This is a genomic window from Pseudomonas gorinensis (assembly GCF_042015035.1).
GTDB classification, from domain to species: Bacteria; Pseudomonadota; Gammaproteobacteria; order Pseudomonadales; family Pseudomonadaceae; genus Aquipseudomonas; species Aquipseudomonas gorinensis.
In genome coordinates, this window is sequence record NZ_CP167125.1 from 628,561 (window position 1) to 647,206 (window position 18,646).

The following is an 18,646-nucleotide window of genomic DNA, read 5'->3' on the forward strand; positions in this document are numbered from 1 at the left end:
GCGCTGCTCGTTCCTGCAAGGTGTCTAGCTGTCTTCTATGAAAACCCCGCTGTGGTTCCCCCAAAGTTTTTTCTCCCGCACCCTTTGGCTGGTGCTGATCGTCGTTCTGTTCTCCAAGGCACTGACGCTGGTTTATCTATTGATGAACGAGGACGTGCTGGTGGATCGACAATACAGCCACGGCGTTGCACTGACATTGCGTGCCTATTGGGCCGCCGATCCCGAGAACCGCGAGAAGATCGCCAAGGCGGCCACCCTCGTGCGCGTCGCCGGCGCGGGTGTGCCGGAGGGAGAACAGCATTGGCCCTACAGTGAAATCTACCAGCGCCAGATGCAGGCGGAGCTGGGTGAAGACACCGAGGTTCGGTTGCGTATGCACGTTTCTCCAGCGCTGTGGGTGCGCGCGCCGAGCCTGGGTGAAGACTGGTTGAAAGTACCGCTGTACCCGCACCCACTGCGGGGACAGAAGATCTGGAACGTGTTGGGCTGGTTCCTGGCCATCGGCCTGCTCTCGACGGCGTCGGCGTGGATCTTTGTGCGTCAGCTCAACCAGCCTCTCAAACGCCTGGTATTTGCCGCCCGCCAGCTGGGGCAGGGGCGCAGCGTGCGCCTGCCGGTCAGCGATACTCCCAGCGAGATGACCGAGGTGTATGGCGCGTTCAACCAGATGGCGGAGGACGTCGAACAGGCCGGGCGCGAACGCGAGCTCATGCTGGCGGGGGTGTCCCATGACTTGCGTACGCCGTTGACGCGATTGCGCTTGTCCCTGGAACTGATGGGCAACCATACCGACCTGACCGACGACATGGTGCGCGATATCGAGGATATGGACGCGATTCTCGACCAGTTCCTGGCGTTTATCCGCGATGGCCGTGATGAAGTCGTGGAAGAAGTCGACCTCACCGACCTGGTGCGCGAGGTGGTGGCGCCCTACAACCAGAATGGCGAACAGGTGCGTATGCGTCTGGAGCCGATCCAGCCGTTCGCGTTGCGCCGGGTTTCCATGAAGCGTCTGTTGAACAACCTGATCGGAAACGCCTTGCACCACGCCGGTTCCGATGTGGAAGTAGCGGCATATGTGTCCGGCGACAGCGCAGCGCCTTATGTGGTGCTGAGCGTGATGGACCGAGGAGCGGGTATCGACCCTGCGGAGCTGGAAGGCATCTTCAACCCGTTCACCCGTGGCGACCGTGCCCGGGGTGGCAAGGGCACCGGTTTAGGCTTGGCGATTGTGCGGCGGATTGCGTCGATGCATGGCGGTAACGTCGAACTGCGTAACCGTGAGGGCGGCGGTCTGGAGGCGCGGGTGCGCTTGCCGCTGGGGCTGATGTTGCCCAGGGACGCTGTCTAGCAAACAACCCAGATCAAAATAGGGGAGGGGCGGCCCCTCCCGTATTGGGTTATAGATTGCGTCAGGGGCGGTAGTGCTAGCCCTTGCCTTTGGTCCTGGTCATATTCGGCCCGCCACTCTTCTCCAAGTGCTGAATGATGATCCCCGCCACATCCTTGCCGGTGGTGGTCTCGATCCCTTCCAGGCCCGGCGATGAGTTCACCTCCATCACCAGCGGCCCGTGATTGGAGCGCAAGATATCCACGCCCGCCACGCTCAACCCCATGACCTTGGCCGCCCGTAGCGCGGTCATGCGCTCTTCCGGGGTGATCTTGATCAGGCTGGCGCTGCCGCCCCGATGCAGGTTGGAGCGGAACTCACCCGGCTTGGCCTGGCGCTTCATTGCTGCAATCACCTTGTCGCCCACCACGAAGCAGCGGATATCCGCACCGCCGGCTTCCTTGATGTACTCCTGCACCATGATGTTCTGCTTGAGGCCCATGAAGGCTTCGATCACCGACTCGGCCGCCGTCGCGGTTTCGCACAGCACCACACCGATACCCTGGGTACCTTCGAGCACCTTGATCACCAGCGGTGCACCGTTGACCATTTCGATCAGGTCGGGGATATCGTCGGGGGAGTGGGCAAACCCGGTGACCGGCAGGCCGATCCCGCGACGCGAAAGCAGTTGCAGGGAACGCAGCTTGTCCCGCGAGCGCGCGATGGCGACCGATTCATTGAGCGGGTACACCCCCATCATTTCAAACTGGCGCAACACGGCGCAGCCATAGAACGTTACCGAGGCGCCAATACGTGGGATCACCGCATCGAATCCCTCCAGCGGCTTGCCGCGGTAGTGAATCTGCGGCTTGTGGCTGGCAATGTTCATGTAGGCACGCAACGTGTCGATCACCACCATTTCATGGCCACGCTCGGTGCCGGCCTCGACCAGGCGGCGGGTGGAATACAGACGCGGGTTTCGCGACAGCACAGCAATCTTCATGCAGCACCTGGGGTAGAAATTGTAGAGACCGGGAACACCGGCTTGTCTTGAACGTACTTGACGCCGGGATTGACCACCAGGTGGCCGTCAATCAGCGCCTTGGAGCCCAGCAGCAGGCGGTAACGCATGGCCTTGCGGCAGGCCAGGGTGAACTCAACTCGCCACACCCGATCACCCAATGCCAAGGTGGTGCTGATCACGTAGCGCACCTGCGCATGGCCGTTGGAGCTCTTGATGGTTTTCATCGTCACCAGGGGTGCTTCGCAGCGGCGGTGGCGCAGTTGTACAACGCTGCCCAGGTGCGCGGTAAAGCGCACCCACTTCTCACCGTCACGCTCAAAAGGCTCGATGTCGGTGGCGTGCAGGCTTGAGGTGCTGGCACCGGTGTCGATCTTGGCGCGCAGGCCAGCCACTCCCAGGTCGGGAAGTGCTACCCACTCACGCAGACCCACAACGGTCAAATGGTCAAATGTCTTCAATATGGGTAACCGGTCAATTCGCCCAAGCCTTCGGTGTAACCTCGGCCAGGGCTTTGAATGCGGGTTTGGCGAACCAGTATCCCTGCATCAGAAATATTCCGCAGTCGGACAGGAAGTCACGCTCCCCGGCACTTTCGATGCCTTCGGCGATGACAGTAACCCCCAACTGCTCACAGATTGTGACAATCCCCTGGACGATGACCTGCCGGACACGATCCTGGTCGACATCGCGAATCAGCGCCATGTCGAGTTTGATCAGGTCAGGTTGGAAATCAGCCAGCAGATTCAGCCCCGAATAGCCCGCGCCGAAATCGTCGATGGCGGTCATGAAGCCGAATTCGCGGTATTCACGCAGAATATTGGTCAAATGGCGATAGTTATCTACATGCTCGCTTTCCAGTGTCTCGAAAATCAGCTGGTTCAGTGGAAAGTTATGTGCCCGGGCTGCCTCCAGGGTGCTGCGAATGCACAGCTCGGGCCGATAGACGGCATTGGGCATGAAGTTGATGGACAGTCGGGTTTGCATGCCCAGTGCCGCGGCACCGGCAATCGCCAGGGTGCGGCAGCGCTGGTCGAAACGGTAACGGTTGCTATCGTTGATCTGCTCCAGCACTGACAGCGCCCCTTCGCCATGGGTGCCGCGCACCAGGGCCTCGTGGGCAAAGATCGAATGGTCACGCAGGTCTACGATAGGCTGGTAGGCGAAAGCGAAATCAAAGCCCAGGGGTTCGCTTTGCTGGCACCCCACGCAGCGTTGATCAGGCGAGGTGAGTGAAGTCGGGAATTCGGTCACAGGATATCCTCGCGTAAACAAGTTACTACCTGGCGTATCTTAGGTGAGCCTGGGGGTTTATGCGTCGAAGGGTTTCAACGGTAAAGTTGCGACATTTTTCAGAGCGAGGAATTCAAGTGGCTCAAAAGCAGGAAGAGGAAGAAAAAGTCCGTCTGGACAAGTGGTTGTGGGCGGCGCGTTTCTTTAAAACGCGTGCCCTGGCCAAGGCCGCTATTGAGAGCGGCAAGGTGCATCATCGCGGCGAGCGCTGCAAACCGGGCAAGGAGCCGCGGATCGGCGATGAGTTGCAGGTTCGTATAGGTTTTGAAGAAAAGACCGTCGTGGTCCAGGCCCTTTCCACCGTTCGCCGTGGTGCGCCCGAAGCGCAAGCGCTGTATGTCGAAACGGAAGCCAGCATCGCCAAGCGCGAAAATGCGGCGGCCATGCGCAAGGCAGGTGCCACCGGCATGACCACCGATGGCAAGCCGAGCAAGAAGCAGCGCCGCGACCTGTTCAAGTTTCGCGGCAGTGGCAATGATGATTAACCTTGTCGAACGGTGGCGGGCTTGTTGTGGCAAGCCCGCTCGCCGCAGGCTAATGCGTTGCCCTTACGACACTGAGTCGACCGATCAGCGGCACTCGCTGAAACAGGCCGAACAGCGGCGCCGTCACGTGTAGCAAAGCGCCCGACACCTTCGCCGCAAACGGCGTGTAATACCCCCACCCCAGCGCCAGCAACGCCAGCAGCACGCCGCCGATGTAATCGTCCTGGCCCCAGTGCGCCCCCGCCACCAGGCGCGGCATCATGAACAACAGCGCCAGGCCCCAGATCACCAGTACCTGGCCAACCCGCCTGGCGAACACGGTCATGAACATCCCCCAGATCAGCAACACCGAAGCATGGTCCCCCGGGAAGCTCTGGCTCGAACGGTCTTTCAGCTCCCAGGCCTTCTCCAGGCCAGGGAAAAAGTCACTCATTTGAATGGCGCCGCTGATGACCATCGACGGGCTGCTGTGTTGCCAGCCCATCTGTGCCGCGAGTTTGGAAAACAGCATGCGGATGAACAGCAACAGCAGCAGAATGCCGACAAATCCTAACGTCGCCTGGCGCACCTGCGCGGCCTTGAATACCCAGTCACCGCGAATCAGCAACGTCAGCAAGATAACCCCGACCACCGCATCAAACGGCCGCAGACTGGCTACGGCCCACGTGTGCAGCCAGGTCGGGCTGGTCGCCAGCGGGTCATTGAGCAGGTGAAACAGCCACTCGTCGAAAATCACACACAGCATCTGGCCCGTGGGCCACAGCCAAAAAACCAGCAGTCCGATAGCGAGTAGATTGCAAAGAGCCCATCGCCGGAGGTTCCACTTGGCTTGGAACAAACCCGGATTGTTCATAAACTGTCCCTCTTCGCTCTATATAAGCTCTCTGTTGCCAGGAGAAAACCGCACCAATTTGGTGCTAAAGCGTTTAATTTTATAAACCTTGTCATCAATTTGTCATCAATTCAGATACCCAGACCTATGACTGATTTACCGGATACCGACTTCACCCAACGCTTCATCTTCGACGAGATCGACGCCCGCGGCGAACTGGTCTCGCTGGAGCGCAGCTATGCCGAAGTCCTTGCCAAGCACCCCTATCCGGAGCCGGTCGCGCAACTGCTCGGTGAGTTGATGGCGGCGGCTTCGCTGCTGGTAGGCACCATGAAATTCGATGGTTTGCTGATTCTTCAGGCGCGGTCCGAAGGCCCTGTTCCGATGCTGATGATCGAATGTTCCAGCGAGCGGGAAATCCGTGGCCTGGCCCGTTACGACGCCGACTTGATCGCCCCGGACGCGACCCTGTCCGACCTGATGGCCAACGGCGTGCTGGCAATCACCGTTGACCCCACCGAAGGCCAGCGCTACCAGGGCATCGTCGACCTCGACGGCGAAACCCTGTCGGATTGCTTCACCAACTATTTCGTGATGTCCCAGCAAGTCGGCACCAAGTTCTGGCTCAACGCCGACGGCATGTGTGCCCGTGGCCTGTTGTTGCAACAATTGCCGGCCGACCGCATCAAGGACGACGATGAGCGCACCGACAGCTGGCGCAAGCTGACCGCCCTGGCGGGCACCCTCACCGCTGAAGAGCTGCTGGCCCTGGATAACGAAACCATCCTGCATCGCCTCTACCACGAAGAGGCTGTACGCCTGTTCGATGCACAGTCCCTGCGCTTCAATTGCAGCTGTTCGCGCGAGCGTTCGGCCAATGCGCTGGTCAGCCTGGGCCTGGAAGATGCGCAGGCATTGGTGGTGGAGCACGGTGGAAATATCGAGATCGATTGCCAGTTCTGCAACGAGCGCTACCTGTTCGATGCTGCCGATGTGGCTCAATTGTTCGCCGGGGCGGGCATTGATACCCCTTCCGATACCCGCCACTAAAACGTTTAAGTACAGGTAAATCACCTGACAAATGCCGGATTAGCGCTGTTCTGACGGGAGGGCCCTACTTTTTTTGGGCTTTTCTGGCATAATCCGGCCCACTTTTTTCGCGGTAGTAGTGCGCAACTTTCTACTACAAAACGTTTGGAGCACTCGGCCATAGGCCGACGGGGAACCTCATGACGCAAGCCAATAACGCCGTATACACCGATCTGAGTGTTGACGATCTGGTCAAAGAAGCCCTGCAGCGCGGTGAAGGCGTGCTTGCCGATACTGGCGCGCTGGTCGTAGAAACCGGTCACCGTACCGGCCGTTCGCCAGTCGACCGTTTCATCGTTGAAGAGCCTTCCACCCAGGACGCCATTGCCTGGGGCCCGATCAACCGCAAGTTTCCGGCCGACAAGTTCGACGCCCTGTGGGCGCGTGTCGAGGCGTTCAACAACGCGCAAGAGCATTTCGTTTCCCACGTGCATGTAGGGGCTTCCGAAGACCACTACCTGGCCGTGAAGATGACCACCCAGACTGCCTGGCAGAACCTGTTCGGTCGTTGCCTGTTCATCAACCCGGCCAAGTACAACCCGGCCGGCCGTGACGAGTGGCAAGTGCTCAACGTGGCCAACTTCGAATGCGTGCCAGAGCGTGACGGCACCAACTCCGACGGTTGCGTGATCCTCAATTTTGCCCAGAAAAAAGTGCTGATCGCCGGCATGCGCTACGCCGGTGAGATGAAAAAAGCCATGTTCTCGGTACAGAACTTCCTGCTGCCGGCTGCCGACGTTTTGCCGATGCACTGCGCCGCCAACATTGGCGAAGCAGGCGACGTGACCCTGTTCTTCGGCCTGTCCGGCACCGGCAAGACCACCCTGTCCGCCGACGAAAGCCGTTACCTGATCGGTGACGACGAGCACGGCTGGGGCGAAGGCGTGGTGTTCAACATCGAAGGCGGTTGCTATGCCAAGTGCATCGACCTGTCCGAGAAGAACGAGCCGGTTATCTGGAAAGCCATCAAGCATGGCGCCGTGCTGGAAAACGTCGTCATCGACGAGGCCGGGCACGCCGACTACTCCGATGTCAGCCTGACCCAGAACAGCCGCGCGGCCTACCCGCTTGAGCACGTGGCCAAGCGTTCCGAGAAGAACCTGGGTGGCGAGCCTAACGCGGTGATCTTCCTGACCTGCGACCTGACCGGCGTACTGCCGCCAGTGTCCATCCTCAGCGAAGAACAAGCGGCCTACCACTTCCTGTCCGGCTACACCGCACTGGTGGGCTCGACCGAAATGGGTTCCGGCAGCGGCATCAAGTCGACCTTCTCCACCTGCTTTGGCGCGCCGTTCTTCCCACGCCCTGCCGGTGAGTACGCTGAGCTGCTGATCAAACGCATCCGTGGTTTCGGTTCCAAGGTCTACCTGGTCAACACCGGCTGGACCGGCGGCGGCTACGGCGTCGGCAAGCGCTTCAACATCCCGACCACTCGCGGCGTGATCGCAGCGATCCAGAGCGGCGCGCTGATCGGCGTTGAAACCGAGCACCTCGACACCATCAACCTGGACGTGCCGTTGGCGGTACCGGGTGTTGAGACTGGCCTGTTGAACCCACGTAACACCTGGGCTGACAAGGCGGCTTACGACGAGGCAGCGAAGGCGCTGGCCGGCCTGTTCATCGAGAACTTCAAGAAGTTTGAAGTGAGTGATGCGATCAAGGCTGCGGGTCCGAAGTTGTAAGAGTCAGCCGCTGTTAAAAAGCCGCCCCCAGTGGGCGGCTTTTTTGTGGGCGCTGATCATTGCGCAAGGTGCAGGACTACGGCCCCGACCAGTACCAGCACAACCCCCAGCACCTGCACCGCCGACAAGCGTTCCTTGAAAAACACAAACCCCAGGATCGCCGCAATCCCGCCTGATAACGTACTGATGACCGTCACTACTGACACCGACCCTGCCATCGCCCCCCACGAAAACGCCGAGAAACCACCCAGGTTCATCACACTCGCGCCGGTCAGCGCCGCGCAGTTTTTCAACGGCGGGATCTTTAGGCCATCCTTGATCTTCAACACCATCACCACCAGCACGCATAGGCCCACCAGGTAGCCGAGCCAGAGCATGGTGATCGCTCCCAGCGTCGGTAGCGTGTAGCGGCCTTGCAACCAGAAACTGGTGCCGTACAGCATCGCCGCGAGCATGGCGTAGGCGATGGAGCGGTTTGACGTGCTGTGGGGGACGCCGTTGTCCTTGTGAATGCTGGAGAGGATTACACCGATGACGCACAGGACAATGCAGCTGAGCTGGATCAGGCTGATGTGTTCGCCGCTCGCCCAGGACAGCAGGGTAGTGACGACGCCGTAGGACGTCACCAGCGGCGCGACGATGGCGGCTTTGCCCAAGGCGAAAGCCTTGGACAGGGCGAGGGCGCCGGAGACGGTGAACAGCGCGGCAGCAATGCCCAGCAGCCAGGTGCTCAGGGAGGCGTTCAGGGCCTTGAGAAGCAAGGCCGGGAAGATCACCAGCAGCAGGGTCATGATCAGGAAGCCGAGGGCTTGGCCGAAGTACACCGCGCGTTTAACGCCCACGGCCCGGGCGTTAAGGCCCACGAGAAAGTCTGTGCCACCCCAGAGCAGGGCGGCCAGCAGGCCCATTGTTACATCCATGTAAGGTCCTTGTTGTTTTGAGCGCGGCTCGCCAGGTTAGCGCAGATCCAATGGTGTGCCTGGAGTCGACGGTCGCTCAGCTCAGGTTTTCCAGCGTCTGCGTATCCCAGCTGTGGGTTTTGATCGCCAGGTAGAGCATGCCGATGGTCAGCGGGACCTTTTCGCCACGCCCCTTGGCTCGACGCTTGAGGAACACGTCAAAGACCGGTGGGTTGAAGTAACGATAAGTGTCGTAGTCGCCCAGGTCGAGGGCAAATTCCTGCTCCAGTGCTTCCATGAGTTGCTTGGCTTCACTGCCGTCACAGCCCAGGTCGAAATTGAGTGAGGTTTGCAGGCGGATGGTCTTGTGTTTCGGCAGGCCGATTTCTTCGTGCAGCAGTTGCAGGAGCTGCTGCATCACGGGGTCTTCGGGGAAGTTGGGGGCGAGGTTCATGGTGGGGGCACGCAGGAGTGGGTGAGGGGGAGGGTTGCGTTGGAGGCGGTAACTGTTTCGAGTGACCAGCAAGCGAATGCCGTAGCTAAAAGCGAGCACCGGAATGCTGTCGAATTGTAGCTCGGTTACCCAGCGCGTGGCGCCAAACAGAAGTGTTGGGCTTGTCACTATCAGGGCGAACCCAAGCCACGTTCTGAGGGCAGGGCGCTTCATCTTTCTGTCGAGCAATACGGCGAGTAAGACGAGGGTGATGAGGATGATCCAAAAAGAGTATTCGGTCATCGTTTCACCCACCTTGGTATTGTCGGACGAAGGTTGAGAGTGATCGCTCAGGGCTGACCAGGACATGGCTATTGCCAGGCACCACTGCAAAGCGCATCACGGTGAAGATGACCCCGTAGTGGCCGATGTGTTGAGTCCTTTCGATGTTCACGGGTTTCTGCCGAAACAGTTGAGAGGGCGTTATTTTCATTCAGCTACGGGTAACTTCTGTAGAGGGTTGAACGGGTATTTGAAGCAGTTTGGGAAGAGGATGTCGCGGTGTTTGGAGGTTTCCTACAACCGTTTCTGGCACTGGTGACTTAGCAATGCTTCAACAGGCCAAGCTGCTCAATTGTAGGTGCGAGCGGCTCGCGAAGAACTCAACGCTGCCGCGTTTCTTCTGGTTTACCGCGTCATCGTTGATCAGACCGTTCCCGCGCTCCCGCGTGGGAATGCATCCACCCCTGCCGAGGGTTCAAGCCGTGCGCGGATGGCGGGACGCAGAGCGTCACAGGCGGCGCTCCCATGCTGAGTGTGTGGAACGATCATTGCCCTGCAGGCCTGCTGATACACCGCTCGAAAATCGCCTCCAAGCCCCGATAATCACACGCCACCGCGTCAATATTCGCCGGTATCCATGCCGCGTGCTTGACCAGCCACCAGTTCACCGAATATCCCGCGTTCACGATGATCTGTTCAAACAAAATCCGCTGCGCCCGGCCGTTGCCCTCGCGGAAGGGGTGGATGACGTTGAGGTCGCCATAGGCCTCGGCGACCTTGCTCACCAACTCGGTTTGGCTCTCGCCGATAAACCAGTTTGCCTCGGCCATCTGCCGGATGATCTTCGCGGCTTCTGGTGGGATGCGTTCCGGGGTGCAGAACAGGGTGTCGCCTTTCTGGATGTTGACGCTGCGCAGTTCACCGGCCCAGTCGTAGATGTCACCGAACAGGGTGCGATGGATGTGTTGCAGCCGTTCAAGATCATAGGGCGGCGGGAAGAGTGGGAGGCCGCCTACGGCGATTTCGGATAATTCCCGCTCGGCCTGGTGCAGGCGCGCTTCATCGTGCAAATCGAGGCGGTTGCGCAGGACGCTGCTACCGGGGTAGCAGTACGGATCCTGGCCCACCCCGTATTTGTCGAGCATCAGCGTGGGGTGTTGCGGTACTTGGCGAGGACAGCTTCACGGGTCGGCAGGGGTTTGTCGACATCGGCGGGTTGGGTGTCGAACCCTTCCAGGCGCAGGCTGGCCAGGTAATTGGAACGGCGGATCTTGTGGTAGTGATCCTGTTTTTGCTCAAACGTCAGTTCGCTCATCGCAGCGTACTCCTGGGTAGCAAGGTTTGATTGTAGCGCAATGCGTCAGCGGGCAGGCGGGATAAAAACCACGTCACATTTTGTATAAAAAGTCCGCCGGCGTGCTGAATTCAGCGTATGTTTCACCGCAAAATCTTGTAGGACGATCCCGTCCACTACTTAAAGGGAGTTAAGCATGGGTTTGCTTCGTGTCGCTTCGGCGATGTCTTTGTGCGCAGTGGCGTTTTCGATCCAGGCCGAGCAGTTGCCGATCGAGGTGCTCAGCGCAGTGGTCAAGGATCAGAAAATCGCCGACGCCGAAGTGTTGCTGCAACGCAACGGCGCGCAGAACGTGGTAGGCCGTACCAACGCCCAGGGCCAGGTGACCCTCACCAGCGAAGCCGCTGATGATGCCAGCAACCTGTTGATCATCAAGAAGCCCGGCTACTCAAACCTGGTGGTGAAGTGCCCGTGCAAAGGCATGACCTACGCCATCAGCCCAGTGATGGAAAACCTCGACGGCCTGCGTGTGGTGCTGACCTGGGGCAAGACCCCGGAAGACCTCGACTCCCATATGATCTTCCCTGGCAACAATATCTATTTCGAGAATCAGAAAGGTACCGATGCCGAGCTGGACGTGGATGACGTCGACAGCTACGGCCCGGAAACCATCACCCTGCAGAAAAAACACTACGGCGAAAGCTACGTATATGCCGTGCATGACTTCACCAACATCGCCAACCCGGGTTCGCGCCAACTCTCCAACAGCGAAGCCAAGGTGTTCGTGTATATGGGCCAGTCCCTGGTGCGCACCTACTACGTGCCGAAAAACCGCAGTGGCAACCTGTGGACCGTGTTCCGCATGACGGGCAGCGGTGACTTCCAGGACATCAACACCTTCAGCGGTGTGAATGTGGACGCCAAGGATGTGCTCAACGAAGTCAAGCCGTTGCTGGATGACAGCGTCGCGGTCGCGGCCGTGGCTGTCAGCTCTTCCGCACAAACGGATGCGAAGCGTCTGAACCTGCAAGGTGAGGCGGCCTATCAGGCGGGCAAGCTGGATGAAGCCATCGACCTGTTCCGTCAGGCCATCGAGCTGGACAACGGCTTCGGCAAAGCCTACGGCAACCTGGGCCTGGCGTATCAGAAAGCCGGCAACACCGCCGAGTCGATCTGGGCCAACCGCAAGGCCATCGCCCTGGCGAGCGGCGCCAATGCCGCGACCGTGCGGGCCGGTGCCTACTACAACATCGCGCGGATCTACGAAGCGGCGGGGCAGTTCGCGGATGCGTTGCGTCATTACCAGTTGGCCAAGGAGCAGAAGGCCAATCCAGTGTATGACACGGCCATCGAGCGGGTGCAAAACCGCTGATCCAGCCGTAGCGCAGCTCTAAAAATGTGGGAGGGGGCTTGCCCCCGATAGCGGTGGATCGGTTACTCATAACTGACTGATCTACTGCCATCGGGAGCAAGCCCCCTCCCACATTTAGTTTGTGGCGTTCCTACAGACACAGTCGAACTTGTCACATTTGGCCCAAGGCCATGGCTGCACCCTGTGTATCATCCTGTCTCTTTTTTCCTCACGACCTTTCTCGATTCGCTGAATATCCCAGGCTATGTTTTTGAGCCACCTTCAGCGGTCAATGGAGTGACAGCTATGCACGACACCCTCCAGCAGGTCTTTGGTTATCCACAGTTTCGTTCGGGCCAGGAAGAAACCGTCAGCGCCGTACTGGCCGGGCGTTCGGCCGCGGCGATTTTCCCTACCGGGTCGGGAAAGTCCCTGTGTTACCAGCTGTCGGCGGTATTGCTGCCGCACCTGACGTTGGTAGTGTCGCCGTTGCTGGCGCTGATGCAGGACCAATTGGGGTTCCTGCAACGCCATGGCATTTCGGCCGGCAGTATCGATTCGGCCCAGAGCCGCGATGACGCCAACGATGTGATGGCGCGTGCGCGTTCGGGCGAGTTGAAAATCCTGATGATTTCCGTGGAGCGTTTGAAGAACGAGCGCTTTCGCAACTTTCTGCAAAGCGTGCCGATCTCGTTGCTGGTGGTGGACGAAGCGCACTGTATTTCCGAATGGGGTCACAACTTTCGTCCGGACTATCTGAAGCTGCCGGACTACCAGCGCCAGTTCAATATCCCACAAGCGCTGCTGTTGACTGCCACGGCCACGCCCAAGGTGATTGCCGACATGCAGGCCAAGTTCGCCATTGCCCCAGGCGACGTGGTCACCACAGGCTTCTACCGGCCCAACCTCAACCTGCTGGTGGAGCCGGTAGCGGGCGCAGACAAGCGTCGGCGGTTGGTGCAGTGGATGGGCGAACGCGCCAACCAGCCGAGCATCGTCTACGTCACCTTGCAGAAAACCGCCGAGCAGATTGCCGAGCACCTGAACCGCAACGGCATCCAGGCCGAGGCGTATCACGCGGGTTTGCCCCACGATAAGCGCGAGGGCATCCAACAGCGCTTCATGGAGGGGCGCTCCAATTGCATCGTCGCCACTATTGCGTTTGGCATGGGAATCGACAAGAGCGACATTCGCAATGTGGTGCACTTCGACCTGCCCAAGTCCATCGAGAACTACAGCCAGGAAATCGGCCGTGCGGGGCGCGATGGGCAGCCGTCCGATTGCCTGGTACTGGCCAACCGCGACAGCCTCAATGTGCTGGAGAACTTTGTGTATGGCGACACGCCCGAGCAGGAAGGGATTCGCCGTGTACTGGAAGAGTTGCAGGCGGTGCACAGCGATGGGCAGTGGGAGTTCCTGCTGCGTTCGCTGTCGGACCACAGCAACATCCGCGAGCTGCCGCTCAAGACGTTGCTGGTCCAGCTGGAGCTCAAGGGCGTGATCGCCCCGCGCTATGCGTTTTATGCCGAGTACCGCTTCAAGTACCTGATAGAGCCCGACGCCTTGCTGGCGCGTTTTTCCGGCGAGCGCCAGCAGTTTGTCGCGGCGATCGTCCAGGTGTGCAAACGTGCGAAAACCTGGGCGACGGTGGATTTCGACGCGCTGTATCAACAGCACAATGCCGAGCGCAATCGGGTGGTGAAGGCGCTGGATTACTTCCAGGAACAGGGCCTGATCGAGCTGGAAAGCAAGCAGATGACTGAGGTCTATAGCCTGCTCAATACCGACTTTGATCCACAGGCACTGAGTGCTGAGTTATACACAGGCTTCAAGCAGCACGAGGTGGGAGAAGTTGCACGGATTCACGCCATGCTCGACCTGTTTGCCACCGATCATTGCCTGGGGCAACGCCTCGCCCAGTATTTTGGTGATGAGAATGCGCCGCAGCGTTGCGGGCATTGTTCGGTGTGCCACGGTCATGTCGCGCATTTGCCGGCGCCGTCGAGCCTGCCGCCGCTTGTGGATAAAAACTTCATGGGACTGTGCGGTGATTTTATCCACAGGCATCATGAGCACACCGGTCACTTGCCAGGTGCGGAGCGGCTGACGCGCTTCCTGGGCGGTATCAGCGTGCCGTTGTTCACCAAGTTGAAGGCACGGGGCATTCCGGGGTTTGCAGCGCTGGAAGACTACCCCTACGCCGAAGTGCGCGAATGGGCAGCAGCCCATTTGAATGACCTGTAAACCCACTTTCATGAGGTGTGCCCATGCCCGACTCAACGCCCCAACGCGCCGATTACCGTCACTTCCAGCCGATCATCACGCGCTGGCACGACAACGACGTGTATGGCCATGTGAACAACGTGACCTACTACAGCTTCTTTGACACGGCGGTGAATACCTACCTGATCGAGCAGGGCGGGTTGGATATTCACGATGGCGAAGTGGTGGGGTTCGTGGTGAGTTCGGCGTGTGACTACTTTGCGTCGATCGCTTTTCCCGACCGTATAGAAATCGGCCTGCGGGTAGGCAAGTTGGGCAACAGTTCAGTGCAGTATGAGTTGGCGGTGTTCAAGGCGGGCGAAGAGGAGGCCTGTGCGGCGGGACGCTTCGTGCATGTGTTCGTGGATCGTGGGTCGAACCAGCCGGTGACGATTCCGGGGCGATTACGCGAAGCGTTGCAGGGGTTGGTGGCCTGACTTTGCATGGAAACCCATGTGGAAGGGAGCAAGCCCCCTCCCACAGTGTTTCTTCGATGTTCTCTAGATCTGATCAATCACGGTAGTGATGTTTGTTCTTGCGATGCCCATAGGCATGGCCACGGCCAGGATGACCGTCCCGGTAGTAGCGACGGTCGTCACGGCCACGATAACGGCGGTCGTCGTCATCGCTCTTGTTGCCCATGTAGTTGCCCAGTGCGCCACCCGCGCCGCCGCCGGCAGCTGCGCCGATCAGGCTGCCGGTGGTGCCGCCCATGCTGCGGCCTACCACGTTGCCGCCGGCTGCGCCCAGAGCGCCGCCAATAGCGGCTTCGCCGCGGCTGCGTTTGTCGGCGCCCACCGCGCTGCCGCCCGCACCGCCCAGGGCTGCGCCAATGGCCGAACCGGTGTTACCGCCGACCTGCTGGCCCACAACCGAACCGAGTACCCCGCCCAATGCGCCGCCCACACCGGCTTCGGTGGTGCCACCGGCCATGGCTGCGCCACTGACCAGGCCAAGGGACAACAAGAGAATCGAGGAGAACTTCATAGAGAGACCTCAAGAGGATGACGGCGCGATCCTGAGGCTGTATCGACATTGTGACAATAGAAATCCGACCAGTAACACGAGTTGTGCACAATTCCATAAGTTACTGTTTTAGCAGGGGAACTTAAGTAATTTTTGTGGGTCTTTAGCTACTTCGGAACGGCCGCTTTTATGCAAAAGCGGCCTTTTTTGTGTCCGGATTCTCGTCAGGCCGAGCGGGCCATGATCAGCCCACTGTCACTTGCCGCTTCCAAACGAATCGCCACGAACTTCGACGTTGGCGTATGGCTGCCATCCCCCGTGCTTTCCAGCGGCACCAGCGGGTTCACTTCCGGGTAGTAGGCAGCTGCCTGCCCCGCCGGAATATCAAACGCCAGCAAGGTAAAGCCTTTCACCCTGCGCTCCCGACCGTCCTCCCACAACGACACGATGTCAGCCTTCTGCCCCGGCTTGAAACCCAGGCGGATGATGTCGGCTTCGTTGACGAACAGCACGTCACGCTGGCCTTTCACCCCGCGATAGCGGTCATCCAGGCCATATATGGTGGTGTTGTACTGATCGTGGGAACGCATGGATTGCATGATCAGGTCTGGCACGCGACCGGTGGCGTGGGTGCGTTCGTGGATCAGGTCTGCGGGCAGGATATTCGGGCGGAAGTTGGCGCGACCCGACGGTGTGTTCCAGCGACGCGCACCGGCGGAATTACCGAGGTAGAAGCCACCCGGGTGCTTGAGGCGTTCGTTGAAGTCCTTGAAGCCTGGGATGGTGTCGGCGATCAGGTCGCGAATGCGGCTGTAGTCGCCCACCAGCCAGTTCCAGTCCACCGGCTTGCTGCCCAGGGTGGCGGCGGCGATGCCGGCGAGGATGGCCGGCTCGGATTTCATCAGTTTCGACAGCGGCTGCAATTGGCCGTTGGAGTCGTGGACCATGCTGAACGAGTCTTCCACGGTCACGGCCTGCGGGCCTTCGGCCTGGATATCGATGTCGGTACGGCCCAGGCACGGCAGGATCAGTGCGTCTTTGCCGTGGGTCAGGTGGCTGCGGTTGAGCTTGGTGCTGATCTGTACGGTCAGGTCGCAATTGCGCAGTGCTTCGAAGGTGCGCGGGCTGTCCGGCGTGGCTTGGGCGAAGTTGCCGCCCAGGCCGATGAACACCTTGGAGCGACCTTCGAGCATGGCGTGAATCGCTTCCACCACGTTGTGGCCGTTGGTACGTGGCACCTGAAACTGGAAGCGGCGTTCCAGGGCGTCGAGGAACGCCACCGGTGGGCGTTCGTTGATGCCCATGGTGCGGTCGCCCTGCACGTTGCTGTGACCGCGCACCGGGCACAGGCCGGCGCCTGGGCGGCCAATGTTGCCGCGCAACAGCATCAGGTTGGCGATCTCCTGGATGGTTGGCACCGAATGGCGGTGCTGGGTAATGCCCATCGCCCAGCACATGATCACGTTCTTGCCTTTGGCGTACATGCGCGCCGCTTGCTCGATCTCGACCAGGGGCAAGCCGGACTGCGCGACGATTTCATCCCAGGAGGTGTCGTCGATCTGGCCCAGGTAATCGAGCACGTTGGTCGTGTGCTCGTTGAGGAAGTCGTGGTCGAACACCGCTTCCTTGCCTTCAGCCTGGGCCTGGCGCTCCCACAGCAGCAGGAATTTGGCCATGCCGCGCAGGATGGCCATGTCGCCCCCCAGCGCCGGGCGGAAGTAGGCGGTATTGGTTGGCTTGTCGCCGTTGGTGAGCATTTCCAGCGGGTGCTGCGGATGCTGGAAGCGTTCCAGGCCGCGCTCTTTCAGCGGGTTGATGCACACCACCTGGGCGCCGCGTTTCACGGCCTCACGCAGCGGTTCGAGCATGCGTGGGTGGTTGGTGCCGGGGTTCTGGCCCCAGACGAAAATCGCGTCGGCATGTTCAAAGTCGTCAAAGGTCACGGTGCCTTTGCCGACGCCTACACTTTGCGCCAAGGCCACGCCGCTGGCTTCGTGGCACATGTTCGAGCAGTCCGGGAAGTTGTTGGTGCCGTAGGCGCGTACAAACAATTGATACAGGTACGCCGCTTCGTTGCTGGCACGGCCGGAAGTATAAAACTCGGCCATATCAGGGCTGGGCAGTGCGTTGAGGTGCTTGCCGATCAGGTCGAACGCTGCGTCCCAACTGATGGGTTTGTAGCGGTCGGTCTCGGCGTCATAGCGCACCGGTTCGGTCAAGCGGCCCTGATATTCCAGCCAATAGTCGCTTTGTTCCAGCAGCGCGGTGACGCTGTGCTTGGCGAAGAATGCAGCGTCGACACGGCGCTTGGTGGCTTCCCAGTTGACGGCCTTGGCGCCGTTTTCGCAGAACTTGACCATGCCGCTTTCCGGCGAGTCGCCCCAGGCGCAGCCCGGGCAGTCGAAGCCGCCGTTCTGGTTGGTCTTGAGCATCATGCGGATGTTTTTCAGCGCGTTGTCGCTGGTCAGCCACGCCTGCGCCACGCTGATCAACGCGCCCCAGCCACCCGCCGGGCCTTTGTAGGGCTTGTAGCGCGGGGTTGGGGTTTGGTCGGCTTGGTGGTGATTGCTCATGGCTGGTACTCCATCGCAGGGCTGTAGACCCGCGGCGCACTTTTCTGCGGCAGGTGGATGAGGTTGAGGTTGTGCCGGCGCGCCCATTGCAAGGCCAGGCCGGTGGGCGACGACAGGCTGACCAGGGTCTGGATGCCCGCGCGCAGGACTTTCTGGATCAATTCGAGGCTGCAACGGCTGGTGACAATTGCCAGGCCACCCGCTGTCGGGATCTTTTGGCGGATCAGGGCGCCGATCAACTTATCCAGGGCGTTATGCCGGCCAATGTCTTCGCGGCCCAGCAACAGTTCGCCCTGATTGTTCATAAACACGGCCGCGTGCACGGCGCCACTGTATTGGCCCAAAGGCTGGAAGGCGCTGATGCGTTGGCGCAGGCCGTCGAGCCATGCGGCGGGCGGCAAGGGGGCGCCGGGCAGCACTTGGAGGTCTGGCAGTGCCTGTTCCACGGCTTCGACGCCACACAAACCGCAGCCGCTGGTGCCCGCCAATTGGCGACGCTGCTGCTTGAGGTTCCAAAACGCGCGGCTGGAGATTTGGACTTGAGCGTATTGAGTGGCGCCCGAGCCGCTGAGTTTCAGGTCATAAATGTCGCCAACGTCGGTAATAATGCCGCTACCCATGCTGAACCCGACAATAAAGTCTTCCAGGTCAGTGGGCGTCACCAGCATGACTGCCTGGCTGATGTCGTTATAGGCAATTGCCAACGCCACTTCTTCCGCCAATGCCGTGCTGGCGGCCTCTGTGTGTTCGAGGTTGCAGAACTGGTAGCTCTGGCTGGCGGCGGGCGCGGACGTTTCAGGGGCGGGCGCCGCGCAGACTGGGCGCTTGGCGTTCATGGGGCAGTACCACCGGCG

At 60.1% G+C, this 18,646-nt stretch carries 18 protein-coding genes; 7 read left to right on the plus strand and 11 right to left on the minus strand.

The window, feature by feature from the left end:
* The first annotated feature begins 37 nt into the window (after positions 1-37).
* Positions 38-1,351: an ATP-binding protein gene (locus AB7933_RS02810; RefSeq protein WP_024072801.1), complete on the plus strand. Its 1,314-nt coding sequence runs from the start codon at positions 38-40 to the stop codon at positions 1,349-1,351.
* 76 nt (positions 1,352-1,427) lie between these two features.
* On the opposite strand, the gene rimK is transcribed toward AB7933_RS02810, so the two are convergent.
* Genes rimK through AB7933_RS02825 form a run of 3 tightly spaced genes read right to left on the minus strand, consistent with a single transcriptional unit; the run spans position 1,428 to position 3,605 of the window.
* Positions 1,428-2,333, minus strand: a complete 906-nt coding sequence (gene rimK / locus AB7933_RS02815) for a 30S ribosomal protein S6--L-glutamate ligase (RefSeq protein WP_024072802.1) — start codon at positions 2,331-2,333, stop codon at positions 1,428-1,430.
* Entirely contained in the window at positions 2,330-2,794 is a 465-nt protein-coding gene (locus AB7933_RS02820) for an ATP-dependent zinc protease (protein ID WP_172831368.1), read from the minus strand. The genes rimK and AB7933_RS02820 overlap by 4 nt, the downstream gene beginning before the upstream one ends.
* A 31-nt stretch (positions 2,795-2,825) precedes the next feature.
* Positions 2,826-3,605, minus strand: coding sequence for an EAL domain-containing protein (locus AB7933_RS02825; protein ID WP_024072804.1), 780 nt, complete (start codon positions 3,603-3,605; stop codon positions 2,826-2,828).
* A gap of 116 nt (positions 3,606-3,721) precedes the next feature.
* On the opposite strand from AB7933_RS02825, the gene AB7933_RS02830 reads away from it, so the two are divergent.
* Positions 3,722-4,129, plus strand: coding sequence for an RNA-binding S4 domain-containing protein (locus AB7933_RS02830; RefSeq protein ID WP_024072805.1), 408 nt, complete (start codon positions 3,722-3,724; stop codon positions 4,127-4,129).
* A 49-nt stretch (positions 4,130-4,178) separates the two neighbouring features.
* Here the strand turns inward: AB7933_RS02830 and AB7933_RS02835 are convergent, their stop codons facing one another.
* Entirely contained in the window at positions 4,179-4,982 is an 804-nt protein-coding gene (locus tag AB7933_RS02835) for a phosphatase PAP2 family protein (protein WP_024072806.1), read from the minus strand.
* Positions 4,983-5,108: 126 nt separating this feature from the next.
* Between AB7933_RS02835 and hslO the strand changes: the two genes are divergently transcribed.
* Together hslO and AB7933_RS02845 are read left to right on the plus strand one after the other, a co-directional pair.
* Positions 5,109-6,011, plus strand: coding sequence for an Hsp33 family molecular chaperone HslO (gene hslO / locus AB7933_RS02840; protein ID WP_024072807.1), 903 nt, complete (start codon positions 5,109-5,111; stop codon positions 6,009-6,011).
* A 179-nt stretch (positions 6,012-6,190) separates the two neighbouring features.
* A complete protein-coding gene (locus AB7933_RS02845; RefSeq protein ID WP_024072808.1) occupies positions 6,191-7,732 on the plus strand; it encodes a phosphoenolpyruvate carboxykinase in 1,542 nt (513 codons plus the stop codon).
* A gap of 56 nt (positions 7,733-7,788) precedes the next feature.
* Here the strand turns inward: AB7933_RS02845 and AB7933_RS02850 are convergent, their stop codons facing one another.
* The 4 genes from AB7933_RS02850 to AB7933_RS02865 all read right to left on the minus strand — a co-directional run bounded on the left by AB7933_RS02850 (position 7,789) and on the right by AB7933_RS02865 (position 10,661).
* Positions 7,789-8,640 carry a DMT family transporter gene (locus tag AB7933_RS02850; RefSeq protein WP_024072809.1) on the minus strand — a complete coding sequence of 284 codons (852 nt, stop codon included), beginning with the start codon at positions 8,638-8,640 and terminating at the stop codon, positions 7,789-7,791.
* A gap of 88 nt (positions 8,641-8,728) precedes the next feature.
* Positions 8,729-9,085 carry a DUF1493 family protein gene (locus AB7933_RS02855; RefSeq protein WP_017848567.1) on the minus strand — a complete coding sequence of 119 codons (357 nt, stop codon included), beginning with the start codon at positions 9,083-9,085 and terminating at the stop codon, positions 8,729-8,731.
* An 806-nt stretch (positions 9,086-9,891) separates the two neighbouring features.
* Positions 9,892-10,491 (minus strand): putative adenosine monophosphate-protein transferase Fic, encoded by a 600-nt coding sequence (locus AB7933_RS02860; RefSeq protein ID WP_024072811.1) that lies wholly within the window; start codon positions 10,489-10,491, stop codon positions 9,892-9,894.
* Positions 10,491-10,661 (minus strand): YhfG family protein, encoded by a 171-nt coding sequence (locus AB7933_RS02865; RefSeq protein WP_003236014.1) that lies wholly within the window; start codon positions 10,659-10,661, stop codon positions 10,491-10,493. The genes AB7933_RS02860 and AB7933_RS02865 overlap by 1 nt, the downstream gene beginning before the upstream one ends.
* 175 nt (positions 10,662-10,836) lie before the next feature.
* On the opposite strand from AB7933_RS02865, the gene AB7933_RS02870 reads away from it, so the two are divergent.
* From AB7933_RS02870 to AB7933_RS02880, 3 genes are all read left to right on the plus strand, one after another.
* Positions 10,837-12,012 carry a tetratricopeptide repeat protein gene (locus tag AB7933_RS02870; RefSeq protein ID WP_024072812.1) on the plus strand — a complete coding sequence of 392 codons (1,176 nt, stop codon included), beginning with the start codon at positions 10,837-10,839 and terminating at the stop codon, positions 12,010-12,012.
* A 285-nt stretch (positions 12,013-12,297) separates the two neighbouring features.
* Positions 12,298-14,235 carry a RecQ family ATP-dependent DNA helicase gene (locus AB7933_RS02875; protein ID WP_024072813.1) on the plus strand — a complete coding sequence of 646 codons (1,938 nt, stop codon included), beginning with the start codon at positions 12,298-12,300 and terminating at the stop codon, positions 14,233-14,235.
* 23 nt (positions 14,236-14,258) lie between these two features.
* The gene (locus AB7933_RS02880) at positions 14,259-14,690 is read left to right on the plus strand and encodes an acyl-CoA thioesterase (RefSeq protein ID WP_024072814.1); all 432 of its coding nucleotides are present in this window, start codon (positions 14,259-14,261) and stop codon (positions 14,688-14,690) included.
* A 73-nt stretch (positions 14,691-14,763) separates the two neighbouring features.
* Here AB7933_RS02880 and AB7933_RS02885 read toward each other — a convergent pair whose 3' ends face one another.
* The 3 genes from AB7933_RS02885 to fdhD all read right to left on the minus strand — a co-directional run bounded on the left by AB7933_RS02885 (position 14,764) and on the right by fdhD (position 18,628).
* Positions 14,764-15,240, minus strand: a complete 477-nt coding sequence (locus AB7933_RS02885; protein ID WP_017848563.1) for a glycine zipper domain-containing protein — start codon at positions 15,238-15,240, stop codon at positions 14,764-14,766.
* A gap of 203 nt (positions 15,241-15,443) precedes the next feature.
* Positions 15,444-17,792 carry an FdhF/YdeP family oxidoreductase gene (locus tag AB7933_RS02890; RefSeq protein WP_024072815.1) on the minus strand — a complete coding sequence of 783 codons (2,349 nt, stop codon included), beginning with the start codon at positions 17,790-17,792 and terminating at the stop codon, positions 15,444-15,446.
* Entirely contained in the window at positions 17,789-18,628 is an 840-nt protein-coding gene (fdhD, locus tag AB7933_RS02895; RefSeq protein WP_024072816.1) for a formate dehydrogenase accessory sulfurtransferase FdhD, read from the minus strand. Before fdhD ends, AB7933_RS02890 begins: the two co-directional genes overlap by 4 nt.
* Positions 18,629-18,646: the final 18 nt, after the last annotated feature.